Origin of the sequence: Pantoea sp. UBA5923, assembly GCF_002431095.1 — a bacterium.
In the GTDB taxonomy this organism is placed as follows: Bacteria; Pseudomonadota; Gammaproteobacteria; order Enterobacterales; family Enterobacteriaceae; genus Pantoea; species Pantoea piersonii.
Map to the genome: position 1 here is coordinate 1 of NZ_DJDN01000009.1, position 16,512 is coordinate 16,512.

A 16,512-nucleotide genomic window follows, 5' to 3' on the forward strand; every position below is an offset into this window, starting at 1 on the left:
GGCTTATGGTGGCCGTCGCGATTAAACGCTAAAAAAGAGGCGCGACTCTGGTTGTGCGGCGGCTTCTGCTGCAGAATCGGCGTCAGTTGAAAAAGGGACAATCAGATGGCGCGCACTCACACTATCGTAACGCTGGCCAGACGAGCCGCTATCGGCATAGCCGTTCTGCTGCTGGTTTTTTTCATCGGTCGGATTTATCAGTCGGAGCAGGGGCCGCCGCTGCATCTCTGGCACAGCTGGGTTGCTGATGAGATGACGCCCGCTGAGATGGACAGCGCCAGCTTTGCCGATTACCAGCGGCAGGAAGATCGCATCTTTCAGGATATGACAGTTAACCTTAACGATGCGCTGGGCGAGAGTGATAAAAATGCCCTGAACCGCTTTTATCCAGGCAGCGCAGTCTATCCGGCGCATTTCCAGACCGACTGGAATCGTTCGTTTGTTCTGATGCCCAAAAGTGAAATTCGCGGCGCGGTAGTGCTGCTGCATGGCCTTACCGATTCACCCTATAGCGTGCGCTATCTCGCAGAAGATTATCGGCAGCGTGGGTTTGTCGCCGTTGCGCCGCGTCTTCCGGGACATGGTACCGCGCCGGGATCGCTGACGGCGGTAAGCTGGCAGAGCTGGATGGCGGCGACCCGGCTGGCTGTGCGGGAAGCGACCCGCCTGGCGGGAGCGCAACGGCCGCTTCATCTGGTGGGCTACTCAAACGGCGGCGCGCTGGCGATGAAGTATGCTCTGGATAGCCTGAGCGATCGCCAGCTGCGCGCGCCGCAGCAGATCGTTTTGCTGTCGCCGATGATCGGCGTTACCGGCTACGCCCGCTTTGCCGGGATTGCAGGCTGGCCCGCGCTGTTTCCCGCCTTTGCCAGAACGGCCTGGCTTAATGTTCTCCCTGAGTATAACCCTTTTAAATATAACTCTTTTCCCGTCAACGCCGCGCGTCAGTCCTGGCTGCTGACGCAGTCGTTGCAGACGCAAATTGCGCAGGCGTCAAAGCGTGGGCAGCTTGCCGCGCTTGCGCCTGTGCTTACCTTTCAGTCGGTCATGGATGCCACGGTCAGCACCCGCGCGGTTGTCGATGCGCTCTATCGCTATCTGCCGCGCAATGGCAGCGCGCTGGTGATCTTCGATATCAACCAGGCCGCTAATATGAGCGCGTTATTCCGCGCGCCTCTCACTACGGCGGTCAATCGTCTGCTGCCTGCCGCGCCGCGCGCCTGGCGTAGCGTGGTGATAACTAACCGGACGCCTGACACTTACGAGACGGTGGCGCGCACACTCCCGGCGGGTGAGGTGGCAGAGCGGGCAGAACCGTTAAGCCTGTCATGGCCGCAGGATATGTTCTCTTTGTCGCATATTGCTGTGCCTTTCCCTTTGAGCGACTCGCTCTATGGCGAACAGCCCGACGAACCGAACCGCTATGGCATCTCGCTGGGCATTATCTCGCTGCGCGGAGAAACCGACAGCCTGACGGTAGGGCCGGAGACCTTTATGCGGGCTACTTCTAACCCATTTTTCAGCGACATGATGGCGCGCGTAAATGCGCATATTGCCTGCAGCAGCGCGGCGGATTACCTCGCCTGTATCGGCCGGTAACGAGCGGCGAGCCATCCGCCAGACAAAAAAGCCCGCGCAAGGCGGGCAGCAGAGAGTGTCTTTAGATTCTTGATTTCGTAGGCAACACGTTGCTGTGTGTTACTGCTTAAGCATAGCGTAACGGGGCCTGTTTTCGCTGTGAGGGGCCCAACGTTCTGCCGATATCTCTGAAAGGCAACAACAGAGGCAGGTTAAAAAAAGCGTTTATACTCATCATTCTGCTGGTTCGCTGAGGACGTTTTGATGAAGCAAGATGAGATCTTTCTGTCCGATTTAACGCGCATTTTTATAGGGCAGACGCCGCCCATTTTTTTACTGGAAGTTGTTGGCCGCGCCATTCTGTTTTTTGTGCTGATTATTCTCGCTATGCGTCTGCTGGGCAGGCGCGTCGCCTCGCAATATACGCTGATTGAACTTTCAGCCGTGATCGCGCTGGCAGGCACCATCGGGGTTCCGCTGCTGGATGAAAAACGCGGCCTGCTGCCACCGTTGCTGATCGTGGGCGGCATCGTCGCGTTGCAGCATCTTCTCGGCATGCTCAGCGTGCGTAACCGTCGCCTGGATCTGCTTTTAACGGGACGCGCCAGCGTGGCGCTGAGCGAAGGCCGGCTCGATCTTGATTCGTTGCAGTCCACCGCGCTGTCGCGTGAAAAACTTTTTTCGCTGCTGCGCGGACGCGGCGTGCAGCAGTTAGGTCAGCTAAGCCGGGTCTATATTGAGCCTTCGGGCGCCCTGACGCTGGTATGGAGCGATACGCCGGGTGCCGGTCTGGCTATTGTTCCTGAAAGGGACAGCGACCTGCGCGAGGCGATGCGTGACAGCGAACACTGCGTCTGCACGCGCTGCGGCCAGCTTGAACGCGCGGGATTTGAGGAAAACTGTCGCAGCTGCGAAGCCAGGCAGTGGGCGCCCGCATCCATTACGCTGGAGGACTGACCGTTTATGGAGATGCTGCATAAGTGGCTGATTGGCGAAGCACCCTGGAGCTTTGCTTTCGAAGTGCTGCTGCGTTTTGTCATTATCTATCTGGCGCTGCTGATTGTGCTGCGGCTTATGGGACGCCGGTTTGCCGGTCAGCTCAGCATTGTAGAGCTGGCGATTATGGTGATGCTGGGCGCCGCCATCGGCGCGCCGCTGCAAACCCCGGAAAAGGGCATTCTGCCGACGGTCGTGCTGCTGGTAACGCTGGTGGGCTGCTTTCGCCTGCTCTCCTGGCTCACTTTTCGCTCGCATAAGATGGAGATCCTCAGTCAGGGCGATGCCACGATGCTGGTGCAGGACGGCAGGCTGGCGCAGGAGCATTTACGTCACGCGGAGCTTTCCCGCGCGCGCATTTTTTCCGAACTGCGCGCGCTGGATATTCAGCATCTCGGCGAAGTGCGGCGCGCCTGGCTGGAGCCATCCGGACGCGTCAGCCTGCTGCGCTATCGTCAGCCGCGCGCCGGACTGTGGATCCTGCCGGGTCAAAGCAAAGAGTTTGACCAGCGTATCCTGGTAGATAACAGATACGCCTGCGGCAACTGCGGTTATGTTATTGAGCAGCGGTCAGTGCCGGAAGAGGCGTGCCGCTACTGTCGGCATTCGCACTGGGAGCGCGCCGTTAAACGACTGGGCACCGATAAGCTCTATCAGGAGCGATCGCGGGAAGCGCAGAATGACGATACGGCGGCGTAGAGAAGGGCAACGCTGACTTATTAAAAACGTAGCAGCGGCTTGCTGGTTCTCCCGGCGGAGCGCCACTCTGCAATGGCTGCACGCCAGTCGTCGAAGGCGTAGCAGGTTGCGCTGCTGGTCATGCTTTGCTCCAGCGCTGGCCAGATGCGGGCAAAGGCATCCTGCCACGCCTGGGCGTCCATCAGCGGAAGGTAGTTTCTGATATGAAACCAGTGGACGCGCGGTAAAGCCTGGCGCAAACGGAACGCCTGACCGGAGAGCAGGCCGTAAGAGATAAACAGGCCGGATGTCGGCATCCTTTCCCGTATCTCTTCCGCCAGCACGCCGCCCGTCGCGTCATACACCAGCGCGGCGCGGGCAGCATAGTGGCGTAGGGCCGCGCTGTCCTCCTGCTGCACTGGCGTTATGCCGCACGCCTCCAGCCGCGCGGCATGAACCGGTGAACGGTGAATGCCCGTTACGGAGAGCGCGCCTGCCTTTAGCGCCCACTGTCCCGCCAGCAGCGCGCAATCACTACCGGCCGCCGTAAGCAGCAGGTGTTTGCCCGCAGGCGAAAAGTGATCGAGCATCAGTCGTGCCGCAAGGGGATTGATATAAGCGCGCGCGGCCAGAGTGTCGTCTATGCTCTCCGGCACCCTGATTGCCCTGTCGGCAGGCACGTCGGTAAAGCGTTGCCAGGTTCCTTCGCCCCGCAGCGCCAGCACGCGTTTGCCAAGGAGAAAGGCGTGCGAAGAGGGCGCTTCGATGACGACGCCAGTGCCTTCATAGCCGGCGACTTGCGGCAGCGCGATGCGATGCTGATAAGCGCCGGTTATTGGAATGAGATCAGAGGCGTTAACCGGCGCCAGGCGCATTTTGACCCGGACAGCGCCAGCGGCAAGAGGCGGTTTCGGTGCCGCTTCCAGAGAGAGAACCTGTTCAGGCTCACCGAAATGTCGATACCAGAGAGCCTTATTCATCCTCGACTCGTTATCCTTTGTTGTCATGGCTTATCTTGATCCTGACTCATTTGCGCTGCCTGTGCGATTCCTTTTTAAACAAGGGTTTATTTGCTCCAAAAGCCAGGCGGAAGCTGCCGGTTGAGCGGGCATTCGCGCCGTTGAAGGCATCAGTTTTCTTGCGCTCCGTTTGGCTTAACGCTCCGTTTTTGCCTATATCTGGATATTAACCTTATGTGTTATTGCCAGAATCTGGAGCGTTATGCCGTCACTCCGCGACAATAAACCTGCCTCTGCGCAGGTGCTGTACCACGCCTTTGTCCTGCTACTGGTCACCATCGCCGGGCTGACCGACGCCCTGCTTTATCAGCACAGTAAAGAGCTGCTGGCGGTCTACATTACTGGCGATACCAGCAAACTGGCGCATTCCCTCCAGCAGGGCGATGTTGCTAAGGCACTGCCATTGCTCGGCATTATATGCGCTTTTTTTATCAGCACCACTTTCACCGCCTGGCTTGGCAATCGGCTTGCCAGCCGACGCGCGCCCGTTCTGCTGGCGTTGATCGCGCTGCTCTTTTTTGTCGCCTGGCCAGCTGGCGCATCTGACTATCCTTACTCGCTGGTGGTGCTTATCGCTCTGGCGATGGGCGCGCTTAATCAGGTTTGCAGCCAGGAGTCTGGCGTGACCTTTATGACCGGCACGCTGGTCAGGCTGGGCCGAACCCTGGCCAAAGGGGAGATTGTCAGGGCCGCGCCGCTGGCGTTGCGCTGGCTGGTCTGGCTGTTATCCGCCTGGGCAGGCGCGCTGCTTGATGCCCGTTTCCCCCCATTCGCTTTACTGGTTATCGCCATCTGGTCGCTGATGCTGGCTGCGTTCAGCCTGCTGAGCGCCGTTAAGCGATGCTACGCCACTCAGGACGCCTGAAAAGGAGGCACTATGTCGCATAAATCACCGAAGTTCGCATCTGCTGGCCCAGGAACGGCAACCGGGCCACGGTTGCCCGTTGCGGGCAAACCGCTCCCGCCGCAGCCAATAGATGTCGGCCGCGTAGAGCAACAGAGTATTACCTTTGAAAACTGGAAGGGTGCGGGCGATCGACCTGAACCGCAGCCGCAAACGCTGCGCGCGCCAGAAAAACGTCTGGGCGTGGCGATTGTCGGGCTGGGACGCCTGACGCTCAATCAGATTCTGCCCGCTTTTCGCCAGAGTCAGCTTGCGCGTCCGGTTGCTCTTGTCTCCGGTCATTCAGAGAAGGCGCGCGCCGTCGCGGAGCAATATGGCATCGATCCGGCCGCCATCTATGGCTACGACGAGATGGCGCGCATGGCGGAAAACAGCGAGATCGAGGCGGTCTATATTGTGACGCCCAATGGCCTGCACCGCGATCATGCGCTGGCGGCGGCGAAAGCGGGCAAACATGTGCTGTGTGAAAAACCGATGGCAAACAACTCGGCGGAGGCGCAAGAAATGATCGCAGCCTGCCGGGAGGCTGGCGTCAGGCTGATGATCGCCTACCGCTGTCAGTATGAGCTGTTTAACCTTGAGACGGCGCGCCTGGCGCAGTCCGGCGAGCTTGGTGCGCCGCGCATCATACATGCGACCAATACGCAGGTACACGGCTCGGGCGACCAGTGGCGCATTCGCGCTGCGCTGTCAGGCGGCGGCGCGCTGCCTGATATCGGTCTCTACTGTCTTAACGGCGTACGCACCATGCTGGGGGAAGAACCTACCGAAGTGTACGCGCAGATAGTGAATCCGGTAGAGGATGAGCGCTACAAAGAGGTGGAGGAAACCCTCTCCTTTACGCTGCGTTTTCCCTCAGGCGCTATCGCTAACTGTGCGACCAGCTACGGCGCACATGAGTGCAAAAATATGGAGATTCGTCTCGAGAAAGGGTCGCTGGAGCTGGAAAATGCGTTTGCCTACCAGGGGCAGCGTCTGTATGTGGCCCAGCTTCAGGATGGCAAGGAGCAGATGAGCGAAATCCGCCTCTCGCCGAAAAACCAGTTCACGCTGGAGATCGACCACTTCGCCGACTGCGTATTGCATGACCGCACGCCGAACACGCCGGGCGAGGAGGGCTTGCAGGATCATCTGTTGATGGAGGCGATCTATCGCTCCGCGCGGGAAGGCGTGCCGGTTAAGATCGATACCCCATCCGCGCATCAGCCGGTTCCAGCTGAGGCGCGTTAAGGTTCCTGGGGTTAGCGATCCAGTTCATACTGAACGGAGAGCTGGCCTTTTTTCTCTTTAACCTTAATGATGCGAATGGTGCCGATCTCCGCCGTATTCAGCACGTGGGTGCCGCCGCAGGCGTAAGGCTTGAGGTCGCCCCAGGTTACCAGACGTTTGCCTGCTGCTTCGCTGATGGCGCGTTTGTCGCCGCGCTGAACCAGCGCTGCCACCTCTGCGGCGAGGTCATCAACCGTGACGGGGAGCAAGGTTCCAGTGGGTTCGAAAACGATGCGTCCTTCGCCCGGCTTATGGTTGCCCTTTATCCCCAGCCAGCCATATTTTTCTCCCGCCAGGCCAATAAGATGACCGGCTGAGTGGTAGCGGGAATGGAGCGCGCGCAGCTCTGCGTCCACCGTTAAATGCGCCGGCCCCGTCTCCAGCGCGCCATCGGTAATATGGATGACTTCATCGCCATCCTGCACCGCCTGTAGCATGTTTACGCCGTTAATGGTGCCTTTGTCAGAGGGCTGCCCGCCGCCCTGAGGGTGGAACAGCGTTGCGGAGAGGATCACGCAAAAGCGATCATCACCCTGAGGCGTGCAGCTTATCACTCTGGACTCTGCTTCAAGCGCATCGCTGTTGTAGTAGCGTTTCTCAGTCACGGCGACTCCTGTCAAACGAAAGTAAGTCAGCAGCATACCTGAGTCTGCAGGTGATAAAAAAGGGGGGCGTTGTTGCAGTGAGGGGAGGAAAAAAAGAGAGTGGGCGAGCATCCCTGCTCAACAGACAGTCCGTTAAATAGCTTCGCGCAACTCTGGCCAGGCGACGGCGACGCCGGTATCGCTGAACAGGCGTCCCTGGAAGTTAATCACGCCTGCGGCTTCCAGCCACATCCACTCTTCCGGCCGCTCAATACCGGCAGCAATAACGGTAATTTCCAGCGCCGAACAGCATTTGATAATAGCCTGCACCACCGCCTGTTTCGGGCCGCTGCGATGCACGTCGCGAATAATGCCTGCGTCAATACGAATACGGTCAGGCTGTATGCGGGTTAACATGGAGAGTCCTGCCGAGCCGTCGCCGAAGTTATCAATCGACAGACTGATGCCCGCTTCCTTAAGCTGTCTTACCGCCACCGAAAACGCATCGAGCTGAGAAATCACCTCAGTTTCGCTGACGCCGATAATAACCTGTTCCGGCACCAGGCCAGCGCTGCGGATTTCATCCACAATAGTGCGCACCGCTTCGGGGATCGCCACCAGCGTCATTGGCAGCAGGCTGACGTAAAGCGGCATACCTTCCGGGCAGGCTCTGCCCGCCTGAGCGAAGGCTTGCCTGGCGGCATTCAGGCTCGCCTGATATTTCGGCAGTCCCTCAAGCGCAACGTCATCACCGAGCGTCGCGACAGCTTCGATCGCCGTCACCTGGCGACCCAGCGGATCGATAACCGGTTTGAAGATCACGCCGCGATCGGCTGGCCATGAGTCCGATGCGCCCGTTTGATCGGCAATAAAATCCCAGTTTTCAACCGGCGGCACCTCAAAATAGTTCTCTTTTTCACGCGATTCGACAAAAGTGCGTAAAAACTGTAAGCCGCGATCGTCATAGGTAAGACGATATCGTGACGTGCCTTTATCCAGCACCGCCTGCAGTACGGTTGAGCGATCGTGTTCACGCAGATCGAACAGCTCCATACCCGCGTTGCCGAAACGGCGTGACGGCGAATAGTCGCGCATCAGTTCCACTACGTTATGGTGGCGTTTGTCGTTGCAGATTCTGCCATAGATATCCAGCACGCCCGCTTCCGGTCCTTCAAGGATCTGGAAAAAGTGGGTGCCGTTGAACAGCAGAATACCCGTTACCTGATGTGAGGCGTTAAGCAGGCTTGCCTTCTCCACCATACCCGGCAGGGATTTGACTGGAACCTCGTCAGCGATATGGCTGCGATAAATTATTGTTGTAAGCATAAATGCTCCGGTTTCGTGATTGTCGACGCCACCTTAACAGCTACAGGCAGGGCAACGCCAATTAACGCTGACTAATTTGTGTGTTACCGGGATTAAATCGGCCTGTCATGCCGATAAAAGCTAAATAAAAAATGAAAAACATAAGGTTTTAACCGGAATGGAGTGTTGAAGTGAATCTAAGAATTTAATGCAACTGCATGTATTTACTGTATATTGATTTTTTATTATCAGGTTTTTTCCGCTTTGCCGCTTCGCTTTACGTGAAGTTACATATTTTGCTGTTTTTAAGGCGCGCCAGGCCAGTCTCTTTTAAAGGTAAAAACCGCTTCTTTACAAAAATAATAAACCTGTACAAGTTGCAGGTCACTAAACTGACAAATGAGGTTATGCAAAATTCGGAAAAGGAGGAGGTTACGTGTTATTTCGCAACGATGAGATAGGCCACGCCATTATCGGCGAAGCAGTTATCAGCCTGGCTCTCGGTGAGAAGGAAATAAGCGTTGAAACACTCATCGCTGAGCTTAGTCTGATGGCGGAAAACGAAACGCAGGCCGCAAGGCTTACTGAAATCACGGAGGCCAGACGCTGGCTAAAGCGTTATCAGCATCATGACAGCCGGGATCGAACCGAACTGCACTGGCTGACGGTGGCAAGTCGGGAAGATAATGGAAGACACAGCGAAGACGTTATACGGCTCCGGCCGGAAAACGACGATGAAAGATAACCTCATTATCGGGCGCGTCTGACGCGTCCCGGCCGGAGATCGCTGTCAGGGAAGACACCCTTTTTTCCGCCTTTTAGTCACCTGCCTGTAAAGTTGTACAACTTTACAACCCCTTCTTCCGGGCGCTTTAGCGCATGCTTAAGCACCTGAAATAGCAGATTAAGCACTTTTTGCACAAAAATAAGACCTGTACAACCTCGTAATGGCTGTACAAGTTTGCCAGAGTTGTATAACTTTACTGCAGGCTCTGATGAGCACTATTTAATCAATTGTTAACGCAGAGGATTTACCATGCGCCATAACGTCGTCATTTCAGACACAGTTCGCTATATCAGCAACGCCGCGCAACCGTCGCAGCAGGAAACTCTGGGTCAGGTTGTGACGGAGATTCTGCGCGCCGGTCAAAATCTTAACCGAAAAGCGCTCTGCTCGCGCCTTATTCAACGCCTGGAACAGGCTTCCGGCCCGGAAGAAGAGCGGCAGCTTCAACTGCTTATCGGTATGCTTTTTTAATCGCTCATAGTCGCGACGATAATTTTTTATTCAGGTTAACGCTCAGGCTTCAACGGATTCGCCTGACCTTAACATCCTTGTTAGCGGCGCTGCGCGTTAACTTCGCAGGCCATACTATAAGAACAAATCATGCAAACACATACCTATTCTCAGCGCGCCATCTCTGCCGAAGCCGAGATTATCCATCATTTTCGCGAGGCGGGCGATCGCCTTGAGGCGGAATCCCGGGTGCTGGATGCGGCTATTCGCGATATCGTTATTCACGGAAAGCGCGTGACCAGCAAAGCGATCATTATCTATCTTATCGCCGAGCTGGAGAGCACCAGTGATGTTGTGCAGCTCGACGTACTGCGCCACTGTCTGGAAATCGTGGTGGGGCGCACGCCGGACGACGAAGGCATTTAATCAGCGATGAGCCGTCTGGCCTGTAGACGTCGGCGCGGCAGTTTCAAACTGGCCCTGAGATGCCATTACGGAGCAGCTCAATGCGGCGGCAAGGGAAACGGCAATCCAGATTTTCATGGCTCTCTCCTGTTCTCTTCTCAATAAACGTCTTAAGCCTGGCACGCGAGCGCGTCAGCGAAAGTCTTTATAAAGATAAAAGGATTTTTCTGAGAACGGCTGGAGAGGATATCGCCGAATAAGTGTCGCTGGTATTAGTGCAGCAATCTTTCTGCCGCTGGGCGACCCGTCAGCGATTCATGCGATCCATAATGCGCGCGCAGTTCATCATGTACTTTATTAATAGCGTGGCGCATAGCCATCAGACGCTCACTGTCCTGTTCTGTTTTTAACTGACGCTGCAGCGTTTCCGTCACGGTGCGCCAGGAGATGTCTGCGCCAGCGCTCACTAGCTGCATAACGGCTTCGCCAATAACGATATTGGTCATCTTGTCCTGTGAATGATTTCCCATATTTCCTCGTCTCGCCTGAAATATGCAAAAAGCTTAGCACAGGAAAGCCTGGCTGCTGGCGATTTCTGCGCTAAACGACCGCTAGTGCCTGAGGCGGTAAATATCTGCGAAGTAAAGGTAGCCTTTTTTATCGTACTGACTCTTCAGGCGCGTCTTCTCTTCGTCGCTAAGAACATTACCTGTAAGCAGCGATTGAATAAAAGCCTCGCGTACGTGCACTTCCATATACCAGTCGCCGGTATAGCAGTTTTTCAGCGCGCCTTTATCAATATCTTTTACTTTATAGGCGGGGTTGATATGAAAAAAGAAAAAGAAATTACAGATGGCGAAAATTACGCAGCAGACAATATATTCAATGGTGCCGAATGAAGAGGAGTAAAGCAGCACGCCCATAGTAATAACGAATAAAAAGCACATCAGGCCATACAGACCCGGGTATTGCTTAATAAATGAAACATCGAAATAGGGGCGATCGTTGCGATTTTCTTCACGGTTTATTTGATCCAGCTCCTGCTGCAATAAGCTCTCTAATTCACTATACATGTAACTGCTCTCTGCTAAAAATAACCCCAAAAGTATAGATGAATTGCCTGTGTTTAGACACCGCTTTTTAAGCGTAAAAACAAAGGCACCCCGTCAGCAATAGAACGAAACGCTAATCGCGATAATTACCCAACCCACCTTCCGCCGGAAAAAGCGGGCTGCTGCAAAGTGAAGGAAAATATCAGGTCAGCTCCAGTGCCTTGATGACTTCTGCGACTTCGCCCCTGTGCGCGACCGAAAGCGGCTGAAGCGGACGAGGAAGAGAGTCGTGACTGGTCAGGCCGAGTATCCCCGCCGCAGCGGCCATGACGCGGATGCTGCCGCCGTGTTTGCGATACAACGCCCAGAGCGGCTCCAGGCGCGAGGATAGCTGCGTGACTCGCGCACTGTCGCCCTGCGCGGCGGCAGCGGCGATCGCTTTCGCCGTATAAGGAAAGAGACCGCCGCAGACGGAATACCAGAGATCGCAGCCGGCATTGAGACCTGTCCCTGCGAATGCATCGCCGCTTACGCCAAGGCTGACTCGCTGCGGCAGTACCGCGCGCAGCTGCCTGATATGGGCATGCGCCTTATCCGTATCGACCGGTACGCCGGGAATTTTGATTGAGCGCACGCCGGGAAGCGCAGCGATGCGCTGATAAAGCTCGACGGAGAAGTCAACGTGCGTTGTAGAGGGGTTGTCGTAAACGCAGATCGGAACTGAAGCGTGCCGCGATACCGTTTCGAATAAGCCGAAAACTTCGTCGTCGTTCAGCTTTTGATAACTTACCGGCGGCAACAGCAGCGCGCTGGCACCTGCGCGTTGAGCATCATCGGCCAGGTGCAGCACTTCAGCTGTGCTCACCGCGCCGACGCAGATCATTACTGGAATATTATTGGCATGTTCGACGGCCAGGGCGGCGACGCGCGCTCTTTGCTGTCGCGTCAGATAGGCGTAACTGCCTGTCGAGCCCAGCGCGCCTATGGTGTCGACTTTTGCCGCCGTCAGGCGCGCAAGGATGCGGGTAAATCCTTTTTCGTCAACGCCCGATGCTGTAACGGGCGTCAGGGGAAAAGCGCTCAGGCCGGTAAACATAGCAGGCTCCTGGTCTCGTTAAGTGGAAGGTTCAGCGCGCTTTTTCATGCACCGTCATAGTAAAAGCGAGCGGAATATCATTCGCGCAGGCGTAGCTGTGCGGCGTGTCCGTAATAGCAACAGCCGAGCAGCCCGCCTCCAGCGTAAAAGCTTCGCCATTGACCGTTAGCAATAACGTCCCGGCCGTGACATGAAGCAGTTCTGTGGTTTCCTGCGGATGGCCGGGGGAAGTAAATATCTCGCCGGGATAAAGCTCCCAGTGCCACAGTTCAATCATGCCAGGTCCACTGGTGCCCGCCAGCAGTCTGGCGCTGCCGCCGTTTTCACCTTGCCAGAGCAGAGGAGCATCGTCAGCCTGAATAACGTGCACTCTGGGGGCGCTTGCAACGTCCACTATATCGGCGACGGAGACGCCCATTGCCGCGGCGAGTCGACAAAGCAATGCAATGCTCGGATTAGCCTTGCAGGCCTCAATCTCCACCAGCATCCCTTTACTTACGCCGGCACGCCGTGAGAGTTCATCCAGCGACAGTTTTTTCTGCCCCCGATAAAGTTTGATCCTCGCAGAAATAGCTTCGTTTACCGCCGCTGCATCAGCGCCTGTCTCGGTCGTTATATTGACTTTTTTGGTCATCGGTCGATATTATGCAATGAATTAGTCGTTAAAGGATTATGAAATGTCTTTTCAGCTGCCGTCAATCAGTTCAGATATCGGTCGTATCGCGCCAGGATTTCGTGCGTTAAGCATTGTCGTAAAGGCTGCCGCCGTCAGCTGCCCGCAGTCAGGCGCGGATGCGCTGCGCGAGGCGTGTGAGGACGTGCTCGCTGGAAAGCCGCACTGGGCTGATAACCATCTGAATGCCTGGAGCGAGGTTTTTCGAGCCTTCGGCGCAAAGCCGAAACGCACGCCATGTTCTGCGGAAGCATTACGTAAGCGAGTAATGCGTGACGGAATGATGGCGTCGCTGGATCCGGTCGTCGATCTCTATAACGCGGTCAGTCTGCGCTACGCCATCCCGGTCGGGGGAGAAAATCTCGCCGCCTATGTCGGTTCACCCAGGCTCGTTACTGCTGAAGGAACGGAAGTGTTCGATACTTTCAAAGAGGGAGAGCCTGCCGTTGAAGCGCCCGAAGCAGGCGAAGTTATCTGGCGTGACGATATTGGTGCCACCTGCCGCCGCTGGAACTGGCGACAGGGAGTGAGAACCCGCCTGAGCGTAACGGACAAAAAGATGTGGTTTATCCTGGAGAGCCTGCCGCAGATGCCGTTCGCAGAGCTTTATGCTGCTGCGAAGATGCTGACTGACGGCCTGGAAAAGATGATGCCCGGCGTAGAGTGGGAGTCCACGCTGGTTGGGCCGGTATAAACGTCTTTTTGTGCCCTCAGGCTCGGGAAGAGAAAATAAAATGGGTATCTGTTTCACTGACCAGATAAAGGTTTTTCGCTTCGCCGCTGGGCGAAACAAAAACCACATCCTGACCAATGCTGAGCGGCGCAAACGCCTCAACCGGCTGGTTCTCTTTCTGGATCTCAAGCAGCATACGCGACTCAAAAGCGCGATCGGCTACGGTGTCGAGATGATAGTGGCAGCTAAAAGAAAGCTCAGGCTTATCGAGTATATAAAACTGTCCGGACGGCATAAGCTTGACCTCGTCATTAAAAGCAGCGCGGCAAAAAAGCCGGTGATTGATTTAGTGTAGCTATAAAAGCAGAGAGAGGCGCCAGAAAAAGAGGGCAGAGGTGTTAACGCGCTTGGTGTTAAGTTAGCAGGCTAATAATACCATGCGCAAAAAAGGTTAAAGCCAGCAGAGGGTTTTATGAGACTATTCTTAAGCCCCTTCAAGAGCTAAGCCATTGCGAGTGCCGGAGATAAGCGCCGGGTGGGGCGCATCACTGACTTCAGTTCCCCTTTTTATGCGAGGACGGACAGGATCAAGAAAAATCGCCATTCCATGGCGAACAACATCCTGAAGGTACCTTACTCAGAATTACCTGGCGGACGACGGCTTTTTTGGCCACCTTTCCGGCCCGCTTCCCTGGCTCTGTCAGGATTGTTCCTGAAATTGCCTCCGCTGGCTTTGCCTCCTGCGCTGCCTGCTTCTTTTGCACGTTCCGGGTCGTTAGCAAAATTACCAGCACCGCCTCTGTACTTCTGTTGTGTCATAGACAGAACTCCTATCAATGTTCCATTAGATAAAAGGACTAGCTAGTCACCCCTTAAGCGTAGCCCGGCGCGCTTTTCGCGCAAGCGAACATCACAGCAAAAGGTGCGGTTTTTCGGGAACTTAACAAAGCTGTCAGGCGTGCCGCTGCGCGCAGCGGCATAATGGAAGGCAAAGGTTCAATTGTCTGAAACGCCAGTTTAATCAAGCGTAAGGCGCGCGGTTTTCTTCAGATGGCCGTTCGCGATGGCGCGAAAGACGCCAGAAATCAGAGCCGGAAGGGTGCTGATAGATGCGCAGCGAGAACAGGCCGACGATGGCATAGATGTACTCAAAAATCGCCGACTGCGAGTTTTCATAATCAGCCCACAGCGTTGACGAGGTAAAGCAGTAAACCTCAATCGGCAGTCCATCGGGCGAGGGTTTGAGGGCGCGCACCACGATATACATATCTTTGCGAATATCGTCGCGCTGCGCCAGCCAGGCCGTCAGGTAGTGGCGAAACACGGTAAGGTTGGTCATGCCGTTTTCAATAAACCAGCGATCGCCCACGGCGCTAATATCACGGCCGTCGAGCAGCGCGGAGAGCGGTTCGCTGACGCCACGCAGCTGCACCATCGATTGAAGCATCTCCTGATTCACAAAAGTGACGGAATCCAGATCGAGATAGAAGCTGCGCATAATACGACGCGCGCCTGACGAAAACATCGCCTGCCAGTTAGTGTAGGTTTCCGTTAAAAAATTCTTAGTGGGAATACGGGAAATAGTATTGTCCCAGTTGCGGATAGTAATGGTATGCAGCGCAATATCCGTTACTTCGCCGCTGAGATTTTTATCCGGCATCTCAATCCAGTCTCCCAGCTGGAGCACATCGTTAGAGGAGACCTGAATATTCGCCACCAGCGACAGCAGCGTATGCTGAAAAACCAGCATTAATACTGCCGCGGCCGCGCCCAGGCTTGAAATAATAATCACCGGCGATTTATTCGACATAATCGCCACAATCATTATCGCCGAAAGAATATGCACAAAGATTTTGCCGATCTGGATATAGCCTTTAATCGAGTGATTCTTGCGCTTCGACTTTTTGGAATAGGAGCTATTAACGATCTCCAGCACTTCATTAAAGAACAGCGATAAATAGACGAAGAACAGGATGCCGCATAGCGTCCTGATGGCAATTTGCAGATGCTCTGGCAGTTCCGGCATAAACTGCAACAGATAGTAGACGGTGATGACGGGAATAAAGTTAGAGAGCTTCTCCGATATCCTGACATCCTTATCCAGCGGGACGTCGCTTTTATGGGCGCTGAAAAAGACCTTGCGAACAACTTTGACCACGAAGAACTTGCAGACAAAATGCGCAATCATGCCGGCGAGGATCAGCATAATAATATTGAAGGTGGTTGAAAAGGCGACATTTCCCTCAATAAAGCCCATTAGATCATTAAAATAGTGCATTTTTACCACGTACTGAGAAAGGTAGAGCGAAAGTTAAGCACAAAACAGAGGGTGATGATAAGCGACGAATGCGTCACAGCGTTGTTGCGGTAAGGTGACAACGCCCAGACGGAGCCGGGCGAGGGAAGCCATATCGACAGATTAAGGCTGAAGGAGAGCCTTACGCCGCCGGGCGGCGCGTCAGAGCAGAGAATCCGGATTGGCTTTAGCCGCTTTTTTCTCCTCCTCGACAGCCTGTACGGGATCGGCCGCGCTCAGCCAGCGGTCGAACTTCACATAGGTTTCGATAAAGGATTTAAAGTAAACGGTAATGCCGGTGACATTCTCTTTTCGCTCCATATAAGCCACCGCCAGTTTAAACGCATCCTGATTTTCAAATTTCACGGGCTTTTCTCTCCTGAATTACGGGTTTATTCAGCGTAGCCTGGCGTCGAAACCCGCGCCTGTGCATCTGTCTGCTTTTTCCCGCAAGGCGCGGCGGATATTGACGACGCATGACCCGCAGCGCCTGCATCATAACCTTACGCGCTTCGCTTTACATCAGGATAAATCAGCAATCTTTATCCGACTGCCCGCCGCAGAGGATCGCACCATCGCTTCAATAATGCGTTGGTTCTCAAGACCGAAACGAAAATCGGCCACCGGCGCGCGCTCGCCGCTCAGCACGCCAATCAGATCGAAAATCTCAATCACCTTAACGTCGAAGTAGCCGAGTCCGCCACCTGCAAAATCGAAGCCGAAAAAGCCGCTAAAGGCGTCCACCTG

The 16,512-nt window shown here is 55.2% G+C and carries 20 protein-coding genes and 1 pseudogene; 9 read left to right on the plus strand and 12 right to left on the minus strand.

Features of this window, described 5'->3' with window-relative positions:
• Positions 1-105: 105 nt before the first annotated feature.
• The 3 genes from B3797_RS00990 (at position 106) to B3797_RS01000 (ending at position 3,273) form a co-directional block, all read left to right on the plus strand.
• Positions 106-1,599, plus strand: a complete 1,494-nt coding sequence (locus B3797_RS00990) for an alpha/beta hydrolase (RefSeq protein WP_311790133.1) — start codon at positions 106-108, stop codon at positions 1,597-1,599.
• Positions 1,600-1,842: 243 nt separating this feature from the next.
• On the plus strand, positions 1,843-2,535 hold the full coding sequence (locus B3797_RS00995; protein WP_311790134.1) for a DUF421 domain-containing protein: 693 nt from the start codon (positions 1,843-1,845) through the stop codon (positions 2,533-2,535).
• 6 nt (positions 2,536-2,541) lie between these two features.
• Positions 2,542-3,273: a DUF421 domain-containing protein gene (locus tag B3797_RS01000; RefSeq protein WP_311790135.1), complete on the plus strand. Its 732-nt coding sequence runs from the start codon at positions 2,542-2,544 to the stop codon at positions 3,271-3,273.
• 20 nt (positions 3,274-3,293) lie between these two features.
• Here B3797_RS01000 and B3797_RS01005 read toward each other — a convergent pair whose 3' ends face one another.
• Positions 3,294-4,232, minus strand: coding sequence for a zinc-dependent alcohol dehydrogenase family protein (locus tag B3797_RS01005; protein WP_311783557.1), 939 nt, complete (start codon positions 4,230-4,232; stop codon positions 3,294-3,296).
• A 241-nt stretch (positions 4,233-4,473) separates the two neighbouring features.
• Here B3797_RS01005 and B3797_RS01010 point away from each other — a divergent pair, with 241 nt between their 5' ends.
• Both B3797_RS01010 and B3797_RS01015 read left to right on the plus strand, forming a co-directional pair.
• A complete protein-coding gene (locus B3797_RS01010) occupies positions 4,474-5,136 on the plus strand; it encodes a YoaK family protein (protein WP_311783558.1) in 663 nt (220 codons plus the stop codon).
• A 12-nt stretch (positions 5,137-5,148) separates the two neighbouring features.
• On the plus strand, positions 5,149-6,405 hold the full coding sequence (locus B3797_RS01015; protein ID WP_311790136.1) for a Gfo/Idh/MocA family oxidoreductase: 1,257 nt from the start codon (positions 5,149-5,151) through the stop codon (positions 6,403-6,405).
• A gap of 11 nt (positions 6,406-6,416) precedes the next feature.
• On the opposite strand, the gene B3797_RS01020 is transcribed toward B3797_RS01015, so the two are convergent.
• On the minus strand, positions 6,417-7,049 hold the full coding sequence (locus B3797_RS01020) for an alanyl-tRNA editing protein (RefSeq protein ID WP_311790137.1): 633 nt from the start codon (positions 7,047-7,049) through the stop codon (positions 6,417-6,419).
• 132 nt (positions 7,050-7,181) lie between these two features.
• Entirely contained in the window at positions 7,182-8,354 is a 1,173-nt protein-coding gene (locus tag B3797_RS01025; protein ID WP_311790138.1) for a diguanylate phosphodiesterase, read from the minus strand.
• A 415-nt stretch (positions 8,355-8,769) separates the two neighbouring features.
• Between B3797_RS01025 and B3797_RS01030 the strand changes: the two genes are divergently transcribed.
• The 3 genes from B3797_RS01030 (at position 8,770) to B3797_RS01040 (ending at position 9,996) form a co-directional block, all read left to right on the plus strand.
• The gene (locus B3797_RS01030) at positions 8,770-9,078 is read left to right on the plus strand and encodes a hypothetical protein (RefSeq protein ID WP_311783562.1); all 309 of its coding nucleotides are present in this window, start codon (positions 8,770-8,772) and stop codon (positions 9,076-9,078) included.
• 291 nt (positions 9,079-9,369) lie between these two features.
• Positions 9,370-9,591 carry a regulatory protein YcgZ gene (ycgZ, locus tag B3797_RS01035; RefSeq protein ID WP_311790139.1) on the plus strand — a complete coding sequence of 74 codons (222 nt, stop codon included), beginning with the start codon at positions 9,370-9,372 and terminating at the stop codon, positions 9,589-9,591.
• 129 nt (positions 9,592-9,720) lie between these two features.
• The gene (locus B3797_RS01040; protein WP_311790140.1) at positions 9,721-9,996 is read left to right on the plus strand and encodes a biofilm development regulator YmgB/AriR family protein; all 276 of its coding nucleotides are present in this window, start codon (positions 9,721-9,723) and stop codon (positions 9,994-9,996) included.
• 251 nt (positions 9,997-10,247) lie between these two features.
• Here the strand turns inward: B3797_RS01040 and B3797_RS01045 are convergent, their stop codons facing one another.
• The 4 genes from B3797_RS01045 to B3797_RS01060 all read right to left on the minus strand — a co-directional run bounded on the left by B3797_RS01045 (position 10,248) and on the right by B3797_RS01060 (position 12,757).
• Positions 10,248-10,505, minus strand: coding sequence for a hypothetical protein (locus tag B3797_RS01045; RefSeq protein ID WP_311790141.1), 258 nt, complete (start codon positions 10,503-10,505; stop codon positions 10,248-10,250).
• 81 nt (positions 10,506-10,586) lie between these two features.
• A complete protein-coding gene (locus B3797_RS01050; RefSeq protein WP_311790142.1) occupies positions 10,587-11,048 on the minus strand; it encodes a YlaC family protein in 462 nt (153 codons plus the stop codon).
• Positions 11,049-11,229: 181 nt separating this feature from the next.
• Positions 11,230-12,123 carry a dihydrodipicolinate synthase family protein gene (locus B3797_RS01055; RefSeq protein ID WP_311790143.1) on the minus strand — a complete coding sequence of 298 codons (894 nt, stop codon included), beginning with the start codon at positions 12,121-12,123 and terminating at the stop codon, positions 11,230-11,232.
• A 31-nt stretch (positions 12,124-12,154) separates the two neighbouring features.
• On the minus strand, positions 12,155-12,757 hold the full coding sequence (locus B3797_RS01060) for an XRE family transcriptional regulator (protein WP_311790144.1): 603 nt from the start codon (positions 12,755-12,757) through the stop codon (positions 12,155-12,157).
• A 43-nt stretch (positions 12,758-12,800) separates the two neighbouring features.
• On the opposite strand from B3797_RS01060, the gene B3797_RS01065 reads away from it, so the two are divergent.
• Positions 12,801-13,490 carry a B3/4 domain-containing protein gene (locus tag B3797_RS01065; RefSeq protein ID WP_311790145.1) on the plus strand — a complete coding sequence of 230 codons (690 nt, stop codon included), beginning with the start codon at positions 12,801-12,803 and terminating at the stop codon, positions 13,488-13,490.
• A gap of 16 nt (positions 13,491-13,506) precedes the next feature.
• Here the strand turns inward: B3797_RS01065 and B3797_RS01070 are convergent, their stop codons facing one another.
• The 5 genes and pseudogenes from B3797_RS01070 to B3797_RS01090 form a co-directional block, all read right to left on the minus strand.
• Positions 13,507-13,764: a hypothetical protein gene (locus B3797_RS01070; RefSeq protein WP_311783568.1), complete on the minus strand. Its 258-nt coding sequence runs from the start codon at positions 13,762-13,764 to the stop codon at positions 13,507-13,509.
• 338 nt (positions 13,765-14,102) lie between these two features.
• Complete coding sequence (locus B3797_RS01075; RefSeq protein ID WP_120456501.1) at positions 14,103-14,288, minus strand: general stress protein; 186 nt, start codon at positions 14,286-14,288, stop codon at positions 14,103-14,105.
• Positions 14,289-14,490: 202 nt separating this feature from the next.
• Positions 14,491-15,747: a mechanosensitive ion channel family protein gene (locus B3797_RS01080; protein WP_311790146.1), complete on the minus strand. Its 1,257-nt coding sequence runs from the start codon at positions 15,745-15,747 to the stop codon at positions 14,491-14,493.
• A gap of 180 nt (positions 15,748-15,927) precedes the next feature.
• A complete protein-coding gene (locus B3797_RS01085) occupies positions 15,928-16,131 on the minus strand; it encodes a hypothetical protein (RefSeq protein WP_120456498.1) in 204 nt (67 codons plus the stop codon).
• A gap of 156 nt (positions 16,132-16,287) precedes the next feature.
• Positions 16,288-16,512 (minus strand): annotated as a pseudogene (locus B3797_RS01090) (gfo/Idh/MocA family oxidoreductase); the annotation flags it as partial.

Excerpts from the sequence above, each read along its gene's own strand:
- B3797_RS01015 (WP_311790136.1), top strand. The coding sequence starts at position 5,149 with ATGTCGCATAAATCACCGAAGTTCGCATCTGCTGGCCCAGGAACGGCA.
- ycgZ (WP_311790139.1), top strand. The coding sequence starts at position 9,370 with ATGCGCCATAACGTCGTCATTTCAGACACAGTTCGCTATATCAGCAAC.
- B3797_RS01065 (WP_311790145.1), top strand. The coding sequence starts at position 12,801 with ATGTCTTTTCAGCTGCCGTCAATCAGTTCAGATATCGGTCGTATCGCG.
- B3797_RS01040 (WP_311790140.1), top strand. The coding sequence starts at position 9,721 with ATGCAAACACATACCTATTCTCAGCGCGCCATCTCTGCCGAAGCCGAG.
- B3797_RS01070 (WP_311783568.1), bottom strand. The coding sequence starts at position 13,764 with ATGCCGTCCGGACAGTTTTATATACTCGATAAGCCTGAGCTTTCTTTT.
- B3797_RS01075 (WP_120456501.1), bottom strand. The coding sequence starts at position 14,288 with ATGACACAACAGAAGTACAGAGGCGGTGCTGGTAATTTTGCTAACGAC.
- B3797_RS01060 (WP_311790144.1), bottom strand. The coding sequence starts at position 12,757 with ATGACCAAAAAAGTCAATATAACGACCGAGACAGGCGCTGATGCAGCG.
- B3797_RS01005 (WP_311783557.1), bottom strand. The coding sequence starts at position 4,232 with ATGAATAAGGCTCTCTGGTATCGACATTTCGGTGAGCCTGAACAGGTT.
- B3797_RS01010 (WP_311783558.1), top strand. The coding sequence starts at position 4,474 with ATGCCGTCACTCCGCGACAATAAACCTGCCTCTGCGCAGGTGCTGTAC.
- B3797_RS01050 (WP_311790142.1), bottom strand. The coding sequence starts at position 11,048 with ATGTATAGTGAATTAGAGAGCTTATTGCAGCAGGAGCTGGATCAAATA.
- B3797_RS00990 (WP_311790133.1), top strand. The coding sequence starts at position 106 with ATGGCGCGCACTCACACTATCGTAACGCTGGCCAGACGAGCCGCTATC.
- B3797_RS00995 (WP_311790134.1), top strand. The coding sequence starts at position 1,843 with ATGAAGCAAGATGAGATCTTTCTGTCCGATTTAACGCGCATTTTTATA.
- B3797_RS01000 (WP_311790135.1), top strand. The coding sequence starts at position 2,542 with ATGGAGATGCTGCATAAGTGGCTGATTGGCGAAGCACCCTGGAGCTTT.
- B3797_RS01045 (WP_311790141.1), bottom strand. The coding sequence starts at position 10,505 with ATGGGAAATCATTCACAGGACAAGATGACCAATATCGTTATTGGCGAA.
- B3797_RS01080 (WP_311790146.1), bottom strand. The coding sequence starts at position 15,747 with ATGCACTATTTTAATGATCTAATGGGCTTTATTGAGGGAAATGTCGCC.
- B3797_RS01025 (WP_311790138.1), bottom strand. The coding sequence starts at position 8,354 with ATGCTTACAACAATAATTTATCGCAGCCATATCGCTGACGAGGTTCCA.
- B3797_RS01055 (WP_311790143.1), bottom strand. The coding sequence starts at position 12,123 with ATGTTTACCGGCCTGAGCGCTTTTCCCCTGACGCCCGTTACAGCATCG.